This window comes from Sphingobium sp. PAMC28499 (genome assembly GCF_004795815.1).
Lineage (GTDB): Bacteria > Pseudomonadota > Alphaproteobacteria > Sphingomonadales > Sphingomonadaceae > Sphingobium > Sphingobium yanoikuyae.
The window spans coordinates 647,745-662,552 of record NZ_CP039248.1; the positions used below are offsets into that span (position 1 = coordinate 647,745).

At 55.0% G+C, this 14,808-nt stretch carries 9 protein-coding genes and 5 pseudogenes; 6 read left to right on the forward strand and 8 right to left on the reverse strand.

Going from position 1 to position 14,808, the window contains the following annotated elements; all coding sequences use genetic code 11:
• Positions 1-112: 112 nt before the first annotated feature.
• Positions 113-938 (reverse strand): annotated as a pseudogene (locus E5554_RS03120) (IS5 family transposase).
• 184 nt (positions 939-1,122) lie between these two features.
• Between E5554_RS03120 and E5554_RS03125 the strand changes: the two are divergent.
• Complete coding sequence (locus tag E5554_RS03125) at positions 1,123-1,938, forward strand: ABC transporter permease (protein WP_247594361.1); 816 nt, start codon at positions 1,123-1,125, stop codon at positions 1,936-1,938.
• A gap of 217 nt (positions 1,939-2,155) precedes the next feature.
• Entirely contained in the window at positions 2,156-3,079 is a 924-nt protein-coding gene (locus E5554_RS03130; RefSeq protein WP_168708673.1) for a lipopolysaccharide biosynthesis protein, read from the forward strand.
• A gap of 49 nt (positions 3,080-3,128) precedes the next feature.
• Here E5554_RS03130 and E5554_RS03135 read toward each other — a convergent pair whose 3' ends face one another.
• From E5554_RS03135 to E5554_RS03150, 4 genes are all read right to left on the reverse strand, one after another.
• Complete coding sequence (locus E5554_RS03135; protein ID WP_136185952.1) at positions 3,129-4,337, reverse strand: polysaccharide biosynthesis/export family protein; 1,209 nt, start codon at positions 4,335-4,337, stop codon at positions 3,129-3,131.
• 59 nt (positions 4,338-4,396) lie between these two features.
• The gene (locus tag E5554_RS03140; protein WP_247594362.1) at positions 4,397-5,707 is read right to left on the reverse strand and encodes a glycosyltransferase family 1 protein; all 1,311 of its coding nucleotides are present in this window, start codon (positions 5,705-5,707) and stop codon (positions 4,397-4,399) included.
• Complete coding sequence (locus E5554_RS03145; protein WP_136185953.1) at positions 5,704-6,654, reverse strand: glycosyltransferase family 1 protein; 951 nt, start codon at positions 6,652-6,654, stop codon at positions 5,704-5,706. Before E5554_RS03145 ends, E5554_RS03140 begins: the two co-directional genes overlap by 4 nt.
• Positions 6,655-6,869: 215 nt before the next feature.
• Positions 6,870-9,038, reverse strand: a complete 2,169-nt coding sequence (locus tag E5554_RS03150; RefSeq protein WP_168708674.1) for a glycosyltransferase family 1 protein — start codon at positions 9,036-9,038, stop codon at positions 6,870-6,872.
• Here E5554_RS03150 and E5554_RS03155 point away from each other — a divergent pair.
• From E5554_RS03155 to E5554_RS03165, 3 genes and pseudogenes are all read left to right on the forward strand, one after another.
• Positions 9,037-10,338, forward strand: coding sequence for a right-handed parallel beta-helix repeat-containing protein (locus E5554_RS03155; protein WP_168708675.1), 1,302 nt, complete (start codon positions 9,037-9,039; stop codon positions 10,336-10,338). The two genes, E5554_RS03150 and E5554_RS03155, sit on opposite strands and share 2 nt — an antisense overlap.
• Positions 10,339-10,420: 82 nt before the next feature.
• A complete protein-coding gene (locus E5554_RS03160) occupies positions 10,421-11,749 on the forward strand; it encodes a DUF6492 family protein (protein WP_168708676.1) in 1,329 nt (442 codons plus the stop codon).
• A 212-nt stretch (positions 11,750-11,961) separates the two neighbouring features.
• Positions 11,962-12,905 (forward strand): annotated as a pseudogene (locus tag E5554_RS03165) (IS630 family transposase).
• 12 nt (positions 12,906-12,917) lie between these two features.
• Here E5554_RS03165 and E5554_RS03170 read toward each other — a convergent pair.
• Together E5554_RS03170 and E5554_RS03175 are read right to left on the reverse strand one after the other, a co-directional pair.
• A pseudogene (locus tag E5554_RS03170) lies at positions 12,918-13,280 on the reverse strand (transposase); the annotation flags it as partial.
• Positions 13,281-13,481: 201 nt separating this feature from the next.
• A pseudogene (locus tag E5554_RS03175) lies at positions 13,482-13,619 on the reverse strand (IS3 family transposase); the annotation flags it as partial.
• Between E5554_RS03175 and E5554_RS23235 the strand changes: the two are divergent.
• A pseudogene (locus E5554_RS23235) lies at positions 13,581-14,012 on the forward strand (transposase); the annotation flags it as partial. The pseudogenes E5554_RS03175 and E5554_RS23235 overlap by 39 nt on opposite strands.
• A gap of 32 nt (positions 14,013-14,044) precedes the next feature.
• Here the strand turns inward: E5554_RS23235 and E5554_RS03180 are convergent.
• A complete protein-coding gene (locus tag E5554_RS03180) occupies positions 14,045-14,704 on the reverse strand; it encodes an ABC transporter ATP-binding protein (protein ID WP_136185957.1) in 660 nt (219 codons plus the stop codon).
• Positions 14,705-14,808 lie beyond the last annotated feature (104 nt).

Below are 14,808 nucleotides of genomic sequence, written 5' to 3' on the forward strand. Positions count from 1 at the left end.
GGTCACCAATCGAGAGCACGTTTCTCATCTTACAGAGGAACAACTACCTTCTGCAGGCCAGTAAAGACCAACATGGGCGACTCGCTCCCGCGATTACCCAATGTTTAAAAAATCAGGGGTGAACGTTTCGGCGTAGGAGATTGCCGTCCATGGCGACGAGGATCATGGCCTGCGAGACGTCGATGCGCTTCTCGTAATCGCTGACCAATCGGCGCCATCGGATCATCCAGCCAAAGGTCCGCTCGACGACCCATCGTCGGGGCAGAACCTTGAAGCCTTGCTGCTGATAGCTGCGTCGAATGACCTCGACGACGAAATCCAGATAGCTTGCCTTGTCCATGAGCTTGAGGCGGTCATAGGCGCCATCGGCGATGAGATGTTTGATCCAGGGCCGGCGTTTGCGGATGCCATCGAGGATGGTCTGGGCACCCGCGCTGTCCGAAATGTCCGCAGTAGTCAGGTTGACCATCAGCAGCCGTCCATCGGTGTCGACGGCGATATGCCGTTTGCGCCCGACAACCTTTTTACCTGCATCGAATCCACGCTTTTCTGCCGATAGCGCTTTGACCGACTGACTGTCGATCACTGCTGCACTCAGGCTGGCCTCCTGTTCTTGGCGCTCGCGATCGAGCATCAGTTCGATGTCGTGGATTGTGTGGATTAAGAACCTGCGAGCCAGTTCCCGCAACCAGCCATAAACCGTTTGCAATGCCCTGAAATGGATCTGCAGAATCCGCCAGCCACAGCCCGACCGAACAAGGTAGCGCACGGCGTTGATCACCTCGCGAAAATCCACCTCGCGTGGACGACCACTGCGCCCCGGCTTGGGCATCAGAGGCGCCAAGGCGATCCCATTCCTCATCGGTCAGATCACTGGGTAAGCGCTTCGTCTTCTTGGTAATCTGGACCATGCACCCTCGGCTCTGATAGGTCCACATCCAAAGCCTGAATCAGGCGCAGAGCCTTGCGACAACCCCCGCCAACGATTTTCCAAACAGCCTCTAAGATCGCTGGCATGAGCATTGTGAAGCTCATCAACCGCCGCGCGGCTGCCCCGACGGCGCGGCGCCACCGTGCTAGATTTCTGTTCTATCGGCCTTCGAATCGCGTTAGAAGCCGCTCATGAACATGATTTCAGACACTTCCGGATCCATGGGTGATCGCGGCTTCTGGCGCGGCCTCAAGGTCCAAGGAGATGTTATCGGCGCGCTGTTGATGCGCGAGTTGCATACTCGATATGGCCGCGAGAATATCGGCTATCTATGGGTGTTTCTGGAGCCTCTCAGCCTCGCCAGCGCCGTTGCCTTGCTTCATATGGGCCATGGTTTGCCTCATAGCGGTATTCACCCTGTTCCATTCGCCATTCTCGGTTACACACTCTTCATCATGTTTCGCGGCATGGTGACGCGTGCGGACGGTGCTTTGGAATCAAATATGCCGCTTCTTTACCATCGGCGTGTGACCATTTTCGACATGATGCTGGCACGCGGCCTACTTGAAGCCGTCGGCACGTTAATGTCCTTTACGGCATTAATTGGACTGACAATAGCCTTCGGCATTGCTGATTTTCCAGCAAGATTATATTATCTTCTAATGGGTATAATATTATTATTCTGGTTTTCGTTTTCTATATCTCTTTTGATATGCGCGTCGACGCATGACAATAAGTTGGTTGCAAGATTTGTTCACCCAATAACGTATGTCTTGATGCCAATATCTGGTGCATTCTATCAGCTTTCATGGGTTCCTCAACCATACAAAGAGTGGCTTACTTGGTTTCCACTTACAACCATATTTGAACTTCTAAGATATGGCCAGTTTCACACAGCGAAAGACACCTACGTTGATATACCTTATATCGCTGGTTGTTGCCTGTTGCTGACATATGGCGGGCTTGCATCTATCAAGGCGACCCGGCGTCGCATCCATCTTCAATAAGGTGTAAATTTTGGATCACTCATCCCCAACGGTTCAGTCTCGGCTGATCGGGTGGCTGCGCAAGCATCGCAACTGGTGTCTGATTGTGCTGCTTCCAACCGCTCTAGTAGCGATATATTATTATCTGATAGCGGCCAATCAGTATCAATCTGAGGCCCATTTCGTTGTTCGGACGTCGGAAACAACCGCGTCGGCACCAAGCGGCTTGAGCCAAGCCTTGACGATGGTTGGCGGAGCTTCTTCTGAGCGTGACGCTATGTTGGTTGCAGATTATCTGGAATCGCATGATGCGGTAGATGCCCTAGAGTCTCGGATCGGGCTAAGCCAGCGTTTCCGTCGGCCCGAAGCCGATCTGATCTCGCGCCTTTGGTTCGCCAACCCGACTCCAGAGCAGCTTGAGAAATATTTCAAGGGCAAGGTCGACGTCGACGTAAGCACCGAAACCGGTGTTACGACCTTGAAGGTCCGCGGCTTCCGACCTGAGGATGCTTATCGCATCATTCAGGAATTGCTGAAGCTTAGCGAAGATCGGGTCAACACGCTCAATCAACGCAATTATGCTAACGCAATCCTGATGTCGGAGCGGCGGGTCAAGGAAGCTGAAGCTAATCTGTCGCAAGTGCAGCAGCAGATTACCCAGTTCCGCCGGAACGAGAGAGATTTCAATCCTCAGATCACCGGCGCATCGCGAACTGATCTTGTGTCCGAGCTTCAGGGGCAACTTGCCGTCGCGCGCGCTCAAGAGGCGTCTATGGCATCTGTGGTCAGTGCTAACAGCCCGCAACTCGTGGCGCTTCGCCACCGCGTTGCAGCTTTGTCACGTCAGGTGGCTGCTGAAACGTCAAAACTCTCTAATGGACCCGGGAACGTCGCGTCGGGTTTAGGCGCCTATGAAGGTATCAAGGTCCGACAGGAAATTGCCGGCAAGCAACTGGAGTTGGCGTCAGCGTCACTGCAGCGGGCGCAGGACGATGCCCGTCGACAGCAGTTGTTTGTCGTTCCAGTAGTCGATGCAAACATGCCTGTGAAAGCGCTATTTCCAGAGCGCACTAAAACTGTGATCACAGCTTTCCTCGCTTTGGTGCTTGTATATGGCGTCGGTTGGCTGCTCGTCGCAGGTGTTAAAGAACACGCCGCATGAGAATAAGAAAAAGGCCCGGCAACAAATCTGCCGGGCCTTTTTCTTTCTCCTATCGCGTCGCGTTTTGCACCGCGACGACCGGAGAGAATAGCTGCCCAAAAGCCTGGATGACCTTAAGAGGCTGATTCGCCGACGCATTGCCAATGTAAATCATATCTTTGTCCCGCATCACGAAACGCTGTGCCAGAAAGTAATTCTGCGCCTGCATCATGTTGATCCGATAGGCGACCGGAGTCTGCGGGGCCTGCTGCCCTCCTTCAAGTCCGCCTGCTGGTACTAACCGAAAAACGAACACCGATTTCGGATCCGCACGTCCATCATTGGGGCCGCCAGCGCGCGCTAGCGCTTCGGCAAGAGTCAAAGTGCGGCTTTCAAACGGGATCTGAGATATCCGGTCAAGCGCTCCAAAGACGGTGAAGGTTCTGGGCTGGCGGATCAATTCAATCCGGTCGCCCCCCAAAAGTACGAGATCGTCGGGCGAACCGGCTACGATGCTGTCGAGCGATTGCTCGGCGACGTGACCACGCCGGGTAAAGCGAACGATGACATCTTGAGCGCCAGTTCCAGTCGCCGTCGAAGAACCTGTTTGCACGGTGCGGTTAATTCCGCCCTTTTCGGCAATTGCATCGAGCAAACGCTCTCGTGCCAACGTCAATGGGAGGCGCCCCGGACTGGCGATATCCCCCATGATAACCGCCGTATTAGCGATGTTCCGTCGCAAAGATACTATAACCTGCGGACTTTGCGATTTATCTCGCAATCTCGCTACGATTCGATCCTGGATTTCCATCGTGGTCAGCCCTGCTACCGGAATGGTACCAGCATAGGGCAGCGAGATATTACCGTCTCGATCCACAATGACTCCACTGCTGCCGAGTGTCTCGTTCTGAGCAGAGATACCAGCATCGCTGTTGGATGACGCATTCACAGTACCGATGGTCGCTCGGCCACCAAATAGCGTAACACCTACTTCATAGATTTCGATGGAAAGCACATCCCCTGGACCAATTTGATCGACCTCTCCACCCGCAGCAAGTGCAGCAAGCGCCCCGATGGAATTGGACATCGCCGACAATGCGCCAATGTTGCTAGGTGTGATATCAACGATCTGGAAGCCAATCGTGTTCTGCTTAGCGCTCCGCTCAATCTGGCTGCCGGTCGGCCCATTGCGAGGCAATGTTGCGCAGCCACTTAATGCCGTCGCAGCCAGCAGAATCAGGTGCGGGCGAATGAACAGCCCCCGGCACTTCACGTACATGACATTACTCCAATGCTGCGACAGGGCAGTTTCATTTCAGGTTGCTTCTTTCCATGCGCCTAGCGTCTGGCGATCCCATGGTAAAGTTGGCGAATTCGTCCGGCGTAGGTGGAAAGGGAAAACTTGTCTGCCTGGACCAGACCCTCGGCCGCAAGCCGGATACGCAAGGCATCGTCGATGTCCAAGCGTCTGATGCCATCCGTCATAGCGTCGATGTCATAAGGGTCTATTGCCAAAGCCGCCTCGCCCGTCACCTCGGGCAGAGCGCCAGTCGTGCTAGACAGAAGCGGAACGCCGGCAGCCAGAGCTTCCAGGGCGGGCAAACCAAAACCTTCATACAGCGCCGGAAACAGACAGGCCTTCGCCCCGTGCACAAGATCTGTCAGCAAGGTTCGCGGCACATAGTCGATGCGGCGGATACGATCGACTCCGGGCAGTTTGCGGCCATGGGCAGTGCCCAACAGCTTCAGTTCGCGATCGGCATGCCAGGCCTCGGCTCCCACGATGACGAACGGCGTATCGACATTGGATTCCAGATACGCCTGGATCACGCGCCCCAGATTCTTCTTGGGTTCGATCGCGCCAAAGAACAGGAAATACTTTTTCATCTCCAGGTCGAAAAGCTGGTGCAGGCGATTGGGCAACGCGTCGGGATCGCGCAGCGCAGACATGTCGCTGGCCTGGTAGCAGTTGGTGATCCTTTCAGGATCGGCCTGCATCAGATCAATAATGTCAGCGCGCGACTTTTCCGATACGGTAACAATATGGTCTGCCTGTGCCACACAAGTCCGCACCAGCCTGTCATAGTAGCGCTTGTCTTCAAGGCTGGCGCGCGGCAAACGCAGCGGAACCAGGTCATGTAGGGTATAAATATTACGGGCGCCTGCCAACCGGACCGGCAACGGATAGGTCCAGTGCATGATCGCCGGTGGTTCGGGTATTCGGACCGTCATAAATTTGCCGTACCGGCGAAAGTGCCGAGCGCACACATCGTAGAGCTCTGCGCGGTTAAAGAGACGGTCAAATGGCGGCAGCCGGTCACCGCCTTCCGATGCCACTGTGCGGCCCGTGACAGGAATTTCGATCATATCATGAGCAAAGGGATGCACACGCCAGCGGCGCATCCGTCGGCGCGTGCTGAGGCGATGGGGCGGATCTGCTCCCAACTGGCCGAAAAACAAAGATTCCCGCAGATCATCATTCACCTTGCGGGGAATGTTAACCCCAAACAGCAAGTCTACGGGATAGCCCAGTTCCGCGATAGCCGCTGCCAAGTTACGCCCATAGGTTGCGACACCCGTTCCCTGCGGCAAAGCCAGGTTATAACCATCAACGCCAATGCGCATGGCCGCCGATACCGTATCAGTCATGCCATCCCATACAATTTCAGAAGCCGCTGTGCATAGGGCTCCAATTCGAAATATCTGGATCTTTGAAGTCCAAGCGCAATAAGCTCATCACGCAATGAAAGATCACCATCGATAGCGATCAGTCCATCGCGCAGCTGCGCGGGATCAACCGGATCGACCTGCAGCGTCGCTCCCGCGCCAATTTCCGCCAGTGCCGGGACATTGGAAGAAAGAACAGGCGTGCCCAATGCCATTGCTTCAACGACGGGCACTCCAAAACCTTCGGCCAATGATACGAGGATCAGAGCTCGCGCATTTGCAATCAGCTGAAGAACCGTATCACGCGCCTGGAGGCCCAGTCGCATTGCGCCGGGAGTTGCCTGAATAAGGGCATCAATATACTTCACATCCAAGCCGTCAGGCCCGGAAATCACGAGCGGTGTTCTCAACCCGCTGGAACGATAGGCTTCCAGAAGGCCTGTCAGGTTTTTGCGAGCCTCTACGGCGCCGATATAAAGGAGATAGCCGCCCGACTTAAGTCCGGAAGGAAGCGTGCCTTGCCCCACTCCTGCGACATCGACACCCTGATGACAGGGTATCACTTCGTCCTTTGACCAACCCATCGCGGCCGTAATCTGGGCATGTGCGGCTTCCGACACCGTCACAAAATCACCCCCATCAGCCCGCAGCATGTCTAATATGGTTCGCAATCGAAGACCGTTGACAGGAGTCGGCACGCCGGGATCGAGCGGCATCACGTCATGTACGGTATAGATGTTGCGCCAGCCACGTATCCGCATCGGCAACGGATAGGTCCAGTGCATGACGCCAGGCTGGCCCGGTAAGTCAATGGGCATGGGCTTTTTGTAGAGGCTAAAAAATACGTGCGCTTCGCGAAAGATATCGCGTGCCCAGTATCCTTTCCCGTTCGCTACCGCTTTGCGGGGCCACGGACGCAGCGCTACCATGCGCTTGCTATGGTCTGACCGGCGATCGTTCGTTCCCCCGTCATCAAGGATCAGGGGCGGCCTACCCGCCAATTGCAGGGCCGATACCAGGGTTCGGGCATATTGTGCCACCCCCGTACCGGCCCCTCCATCGTTCAACAACCGTCCGTCGATGCAGACCGGTACATTCCGGTCTATTGTCACGCAACTACGCCTCGACCGGAGCCTTCGATGCGTCAGGATGCCACATCCACCAAGCTCATGGCTTCGTAAAGCTCCTGGCGCGCCGCAAGATTTTCCGGTTTCGCATAGCCGACAGCGCGCAGACCGACGACAAAGTCACGTCGGTCATTCTCATATCTTGGATAGGACCCTTTTACATCCATCTTGAGTTGGATGGTCCCCTCGTCATCAACCTTGGCCATCAGCCTGATGACCTGACCATGGCTGACGTCCCACATCCTGATTGACTTCATTTCTTCACTTGCAACGGCATCGAACAAGGTCAGCGTACAATCGGCAGAGCCCGGTGCCGTGGAAAGTTGCAGATATATCAGCACGGATGAGCCCGGAGCCATATCGGTTGGTATGCTGAAGGACGGCTTAGGCCCCCGCAACCAGATGCCATGATCTTCGGGAGCATAAAGAAATGAAGAATCTATTAATATTCGTTTAGGAAGATGAAAATATCTTCCGGTATCAACAGTGCTTCCGGCAATAACCTTGAAGGAAAGCGCGCTTCCCTCGGCAAGGTTCGACTTGAATGGCGTAATTTCAATATTCTGATATATCTTGACTTTTTCCATGAAGTCAGCGCCGACATCATGCCATGTCCTAGGCGCGAAATTATCCCGAATCATCTTTGTGCGGCGATCCCGATACGCCTTATCGGTGATCATCCTACGGAAAATGTCTATTCCCTGTGTGATGTTGAAAGGATCGACATAATCCACAAGGGCGCCACCCACTTCCGGTATAGACGAAGTATCCGACGCGATGCAGGGGCGGCCGTGGTATAGACTTTCGCCTACCGGCAATCCCCAACCCTCTACGAAACTGGTAAAAACCGAAAATTCACAGTTCGCATAAACCGCATTCAGTTCGCCGTCCGACAGATTATGTGCGATGTGCAGCCGACCATCAAGATTATGGGTAGCGTTGAGCACATCCGTCAACGCGCCGATCTTCCATCCATGCCGCCCGACGAAAACTAGATCGGGAACATCGATTCCTTCGGCCATCAGCCGCCGCCAGACATTGACCACATAAAGATGATTTTTGCGGCCTTCTATGGTCGAAACATAAGCGACGTATCGCTTGCCCTTTACGCGTCGCAACTGCTCGGGCCATTCCACTTCATCGTCGGCCGTACGCGTGAGATGATGCGCCAACGGCACCGTCATCATCGGGATCTGGCGACCGCCATTCTTCGTGATAAATTCGCTCAGAGCTTGCCGCGAGGCATCGGAAATGGTCAGTATGAAATCGGCTACCGCGCATAGTTCGCAAATCGCCATCGAAAAATCAGTAACCAACGCTTCATCGCAGAATTCAGGATGTGTTACTGGAATGATATCGTATACATAGGCACCAATCCGGACACCGTTGCGTTTGGAACGGAGGAAATCTCCGACGCTGTTGCCAAGACCCCAGAAAGCGCCCAGCAGGATGATCGTACTTCCCTGCAGCGGCAGCACGCGTTCGGCCGCGTCCTCGCACGTCATCACCAGCGCGCGCAGGGTATCGTGATCCACCTGTTTGCCCGATGCATATTTGATGATCCGTAGAACCTGCGCATTGTCGACCATCCAGAACTCGCCGGGCGGCAGTGTGCTTTCGACCGCATTTCCAAGGATGAAACGAACATCAACAGCCGCATCCTGAATGGCGTGCAGCGCGATGCCGGCTTGGACGCGCTGGATGCCGGACATAGTCACATGCGCCTTGAGATAGCCGAATAGATCCTGGATCGCGAAAAAGACCGTTCCTTCGCCGAGTTCCAGCGCGTTGGTCGCCCTGCTGTCCTGGCGCAGCAACCGGATGTTGCGGATAGCTTCGGCATTGGGCGCAACGGCGTTCACCCGCTCATAGGCGACGAGCGCTTCCTCACCCCGTTCCAAGCGGCGCAGAATGTCGGCGAGGTGAATGTTGGCGTCTGCATCATCTATGTCCAAATTAACCGCGATCTGATAAGCGTTCGCAGCTTCCTCCAGTTGTCCCTGCTCTTTCCAGGCGTGGCCCAGTTGAACCCATATCTGCTGATCTGCGTTATTTTCGGCAAGATGTTTTGTATAGGCATTGACCGCACCGGGCCAATCCCGTGCCGCACGACATTGATTACCTTTACGACGATAATTCACTTTCTGACCCGTACTCAATATTTTCGACAGCATGTCATGCTCCATGCAGAACTCAAAAGGTAACATCGTGCCTCATCGTCTCCTGCCCCAGAGTTCGCTATCCCGCAAGTCTGGAAAGTTGACTTATCGCAGTGTCCTATTGGCGATTATCGGAGCCGCACTGCTCCTACCAGCGCTTCTTGCCTCTGGTAGCATTCGGACTGCATCAACAAAACCTGCAGGTCGCGGCCCGTGCGCCAGCATCCAAGCTTTTGCCGGTTCGCAAAAGGACGCAGGACCGGCCTTCAGGGGCTGCCTGGAACAAACGCCTGCGGGGGGAACCATTGCCCTGCCGCCGGGCCAGTACCTGATCGCGACGCCCGTTCGGATCACGCGTCCCGTCATTTTGCGGACCAAGGATTCAGGCGATGCCGCTCCACCCTGCTTTGCGGACGAGAAACGATGTGCGGTTCTCCATTTCTCCGTTAGCCCTGACGGTGTGGCTGGGGCGGTCATGCCATTCGACATCAACAGCAGCAACGTGCGGCTTGATCGACTGATATTTGAGGGGGCAAGGTTGAGCGATCCTGCCCTTACCGCCAGACTTTGTTCATCCGACAAGGAAAGACCTTTGGCGGGTGGATTGAGGATCAACGGCAATGACAATTCGATCACACGGTCCATTTTCCGCAACATGGGCTGCTATACCGCGCTGGAATACGGCGGGGGCGAGAATGTAGTAATCAGCAACAACCTCTTCAGCAGCAACGGCACGCACAATATCCAATCGCGATGGGCTGATGGCCTAACAATTCATTCCGGCAACGGATTTCAGGTGACGGACAACCGTTTTCACGACAATACCGATGTCCAACTGATCTTCGGAGGCTGCATCAACTGCACTGTGAAAAACAACCGGTTCAGCCACAGCGCTAGGGCAGGTGGCGGATCCTTTGCCGAACTGATGTTGCAAGCTTGGCCTAAGGCGACGAGCGGCGATTACACTGGCACCCGTGTGACCGGCAACCGGATCGACTGCGGGGCGGAACGGAGATGCGGCTTCGGTATCATGATCGGGTCCGCGCCTTGGTATGATGCGCCGGCCTATGGAGGCAGCGTAACGGATAACGTTGTGCGCGGTGCAATGTTGGCGTTGAACGTGGACAAGCTAACTGGGCCAATGGTTATAGAGCGCAACAATCTCAATAGCAGTTCAGGCACCTATCCCAGCATGTGCGGACCGCACAGCCTACAAGGGGTTATGGCCAACATTTCCCCGGCTTCGCGCCCGTTCCTTTCCCAATATCCGACGGACGGCATATCTTTGGCTCACTATTGCATCTTAAATTTCAAAATCGGGCCGTAGAGGTGACTCGGGCGTTTTGTGGAGTCGGCAGAGCAGGAATGTCTGGTTGTAAACTCGTCATTTTTTCGGCATGGCAGCCAAAATGCGTGCTCCCAAGGGCGGGGCTTTTCTGGAGATGATAATGCCGGACCCAGCAGGGGACAGTTCTCCCGGTGACACCATTCACTTGACCGTAGACGACTACGAAAGCTTCATCCTGAACGGCCAACGAGGTGAGCAATCGATACGAACGACTGGTATATCCGGCTTTCTGGTCTGCGGCCCCTATCGAGCCATTAAAGCCGGCATCTACACAGTGGCCGTCCTAGGCGAGGTGGAGCAAGCGGGAACGGGTGTGGTTGTGGACGTCGTCAGCAATGCCGGCCAGCACCAGTTTGTGAAAACTGACATAACGACACAGGCTGGACCTGGCCTCATCACGATTTTCTCTCTGCATATACCGCAGGACGTCAGTGACCTTGAGATCCGCCTGAAGGTTGCCGGAGATACACGGTTGAGCTTCCAAGGGGTCCAGATTGTGGAACGGGAGGCGGATCGAGACTATGCTCTTTTGAATAAGAGCTATGCTAATGACGCCCATTGGTCTGTCATATTATTTGGATCTTACCTTTCTTTTGTTAAGCCTTATGTCCCATTTTACCTTGTTATACCAAGGCATGATCAGGAATTGTTCGCCAATCTTTTTAATAGCGCTTACATTGTCGGGTTTATCGAAAAACTCCCCATAATCCTGTATGAAGATTGGGTTTTGGAGATGACTGGAAATATTCCACCTGATCATTTTGACGGTTGGCATGTACAACAGGTCGTCAAATTGGCTTTTTCCAAGTTAGGTTTGTCACGCCATTATTTAACATGTGATTCGGCCCAGTTCTTCACGAAGCCATTCGACTTTAGCACGGCTATGTTTCGTGAGGGAATTTTGTGCACGACGGCGCGTCCATTGAATCGACAAGAAATAAATCAACATTTTATCGATACGGGCGAGAAATGCTGGTTAAATGGTAACCTTGTTTCAGCCGGTGTGGCATTTGATGCTATTGATGAACATTTTACGTCGCAGCTTGAAGAGCTTAAATATCATTATATTGGGTGCAATGGCATATTCGATTCGAATATTTGTCTAGCTCTCGAAAAACACGCTGCAGATTTCGGCTACATAAACTTTTGTGGCCTGCTCGCTTTTAGCCCCTACGAATTCGCTTGGTACGGCGCTTTCGTAACCTATTGCTTGCCTGAGCTTTTCAAGCCCATCGAACCCTGCATACTCCTTCCGATCGTGGAACCAGACCAATTGTTGGATAGCACAGCGCCAACAGGAGATGATGGCTATTTTGGCTATCTTTTCCAGAAACCTGCCTGCGACATCCTGCAGCCAATGCAGACATATTTGGCATGCCTCGCATCCTGATATTAAAGTTCAATGAGCCCGGCTCATCGAACTTTGGTTAAGCTGATGCAGCGGTTGCACAATTCCAGGGCATGATGCGTCAGCATCTCAGCGCTTTGGTATTGAGCTGATGACGATTTAGAGCGGTTTCCGACCCCTCTGAATCGGCATGGGATTCCTTTCCGGCGCGATTTCTGATTCAGAATCCATGCTGGTGAAGGAGGCCGGCATGGATGGCGCTTTCGAGGGATTTGAGCACTCGAATTTTGGCAGCGGTGGATAGTGGATCGAGTTGCCGTGCTGCGGCGGACCGGTTCGGTGTGGCACCATCAACGGCAGTCCGTCCGCTGGCGAGCACAGCAGCGCGAGACGGGTGACATTGCCCCAAAGCCCCGCGGCGGGGATATGCGCTCACAGCGAATGGAAGAGCGGGCAGCGGACATTCTGGCCATTTGGGAGGAGCGCAGGGACATCACCCTCGAAGAACTGCGTTTGGCGCTGGCGGACAAGGGCATGGTCGTTTCCGTGGCCGGGCTACATCGCTTTTTTGTTCGCCGTGGACTCACGCGCAAAAAAAGACAGGCCATGCGATAGAGCAAGATCGACCAGACGTCCTGAAGCAGCGTCAGGACTGGTTCGAGGGCAACTCGATCTCGAACCGGAGCGCCTGGTCTTCATCGACGAAACCTGGACCGCGACCAATATGACCCGCAGACACGCCCGTTGCCCTAAAGGCGAGCGGTTGCGGATGGGCTTCCCGCACGGCCACCGCAAGACAACCACCTTGGTCGCCGGCCTGCGCATGACCGGCATGGTCGCGCCCATGGTGCTCGATGGGCCGATCAACGGCGACTGGTTCGAAGCCTACGTCGCTCAGATTCTCGTCCCGGAACTGCGGCCCGGCGACGTCGTCATCATGGACAACCTGTCGAGCCACAAGCGCGCATCGGTTCAAGTGCTCATCGAGGCCGCAGGCGCAACCCTACGCTTTCTCCCGCCCTACAGCTCCGACTTCAACCCGATCGAGAAAGCGTTCTCCCACCTCAAGGCCATGCTCCGCAAAGCGGGCGAGCGAACGGTCAGCGGCCTGTGGAGCTTGATCGGCAAACTCGTCGATATCTTCCAGCCTCAGGAATGCGCCAACTACTTCAAATCATGTGGCTACGAACCAGAATGATCGAAAACCGCTCTAGAGCCCGGCAGCGTTTTTGCGCATGAGCGCGGGTTGAGCAATGGCCCGTGCAGCGGAGCCCGTCGGGCGTAGCAAAGCAGGCCATTGCTTATCTAGTTCAGCGGCGAACGCCGATGGGGTCTCGTATCCAAGGGCTGAGTGCTGTCGCTTCCGGTTGTAGTCGTCGGCCCAGGCGGCGATTTCAACGCGGGCATGGTCCAGGCTGAGGAACAGCGTCTCTTTAAGCAGTTCATCGCGCATGCGACCGTTGAAGCTCTCGACGTAGCCGTTCTGCATCGGCTTGCCCGGAGCGATGTAGTGCCACTCCACCCCGACCTCCCCGCACCAGGCGAGGACCGCGTTCGAGGTCAGCTCGGTGCCGTAGCACATTGGGAAGCGGCCTCTCGAAGGGCCGCATCGCCTTGATAGAGACAAGGGCGCGTAGCGCCCGCAGGTTTCATCAAGGCGGTCATGACCGGCCAGCGGGTCTCTAGAGTGAAGTTGTCGACTCAACACTTTGGAGACGGTGTCATCGGTCCTGCAATTCTCCGCAACTGGGGAAAATTACTGTGCCGTTGACAGCAGGCACCCGCGAGTCACATCGTCGACGATGTTGAGCACCCGGAACCGGCGTCCCGACGCCCTCTGATCGTGCACGAAGTCCAGGCTCCATCGCTGGTTAGGCAACGCCAGCATAGGCGCCGGCGCCCGCGCACCAATATCAAGGGCAATCTCGTCCAAGCCGTGATCCAAACCGCCGACATTCAGGATCGTGGCGACGCGCCGCTGGTGCTGGTCGGACTGATCCGGCGCTTCCCTTGGCTTTGCCATGTCTACGCTGATGGCGGCTATGCCGGAGACAAGCTCAAGGGCGCTCTGCACCGCCTTGGCAAATGATCCAGCGAGATCGTCAAAAGGTCCGATCCAGTGAAGGCGTTTGCGGTGTTGCCTTGGCGCAGAAGCGTCGAGCAAACGCTAGCGCGGCTGAAACGAAACCGGCGGCTCGTCAAGGATTTCGAACAGAACGCCACATCGACAGCCGCATGGCTCTTCATCACCTCGATCCAGCGCTTGGCCCGCCGTGTCGCAAGATCATCAAATCATGACAGATAATTTTAAATCAGACACTAAAATGTCACCACGGCCTAATGCGCTGCTTGGTTGCGCATGTGGACATCGATGGCTTCGTCAATTGAGCTGTAGAAGGTCAATTGACCCTGATGCAGCACCGCGCCGCGCTCGCAATAATTTCGCAATGTATGAGGATCGTGGCTGATCATCAACAACGTGCCGGTTTCGCGGCGGTAATGCAAAGCTTCTTCGCACCGCTGCCGAAACCTGTCGTCACCGGCGGCGGTCACCTCATCGACTAAATAACAGTCGAATTCAATCGCCAGCGAAATGCCGAATGCCAGACGCGCCTGCATGCCTGCGGAGTAGCTGTAGATAGGCTGATGAAAATATGGCCCCAGCTGAGCAAAATCCTCAACATAGGCCAGAAGCTCATCGATGTCCTTTTCATATATTCGAGCGATAAACCGCGCATTGTCAGCGCCCGTCAGACTAGACTGGAAGCAGCTCGAATAGCCAATCGGCCAGGAACAGGAAACGCTCCGCTCGATACGCCCTGAACTGGGTGACTCCACCCCAGAAATCAGGCGCATCAAGGTTGATTTGCCCGCCCCGTTCGCGCCGCAGATGCCCAGACTGCTTCCAGTGGGAATGTCAAAGGTCAGATCACAAAGGACGTCTTTCCTGAACTTCCGAATATGATAGGTTTTTGAAACATTCCTGAAGCTTATCATTGATCGACCATCAATTTGCGGCACCCATCATCGACGCTGGATATTCGTCGCATAGCGGCGCTGCCAAGACTCAAGGCCCATGATTGAGCCAAGCTGCATATATA

What these genes read in the sequence shown, in the direction of transcription:
- E5554_RS03145 (WP_136185953.1), bottom strand. Translation starts at nt 6,654, where the DNA reads ATGGTAGCGCTGCGTCCGTGGCCCCGCAAAGCGGTAGCGAACGGGAAA.
- E5554_RS03150 (WP_168708674.1), bottom strand. Translation starts at nt 9,038, where the DNA reads ATGGAGCATGACATGCTGTCGAAAATATTGAGTACGGGTCAGAAAGTG.
- E5554_RS03135 (WP_136185952.1), bottom strand. Translation starts at nt 4,337, where the DNA reads ATGTACGTGAAGTGCCGGGGGCTGTTCATTCGCCCGCACCTGATTCTG.
- E5554_RS03160 (WP_168708676.1), top strand. Translation starts at nt 10,421, where the DNA reads ATGCGTGCTCCCAAGGGCGGGGCTTTTCTGGAGATGATAATGCCGGAC.
- E5554_RS03155 (WP_168708675.1), top strand. Translation starts at nt 9,037, where the DNA reads ATGCAGAACTCAAAAGGTAACATCGTGCCTCATCGTCTCCTGCCCCAG.
- E5554_RS03180 (WP_136185957.1), bottom strand. Translation starts at nt 14,704, where the DNA reads ATGATAAGCTTCAGGAATGTTTCAAAAACCTATCATATTCGGAAGTTC.
- E5554_RS03125 (WP_247594361.1), top strand. Translation starts at nt 1,123, where the DNA reads ATGAACATGATTTCAGACACTTCCGGATCCATGGGTGATCGCGGCTTC.
- E5554_RS03140 (WP_247594362.1), bottom strand. Translation starts at nt 5,707, where the DNA reads ATGACTGATACGGTATCGGCGGCCATGCGCATTGGCGTTGATGGTTAT.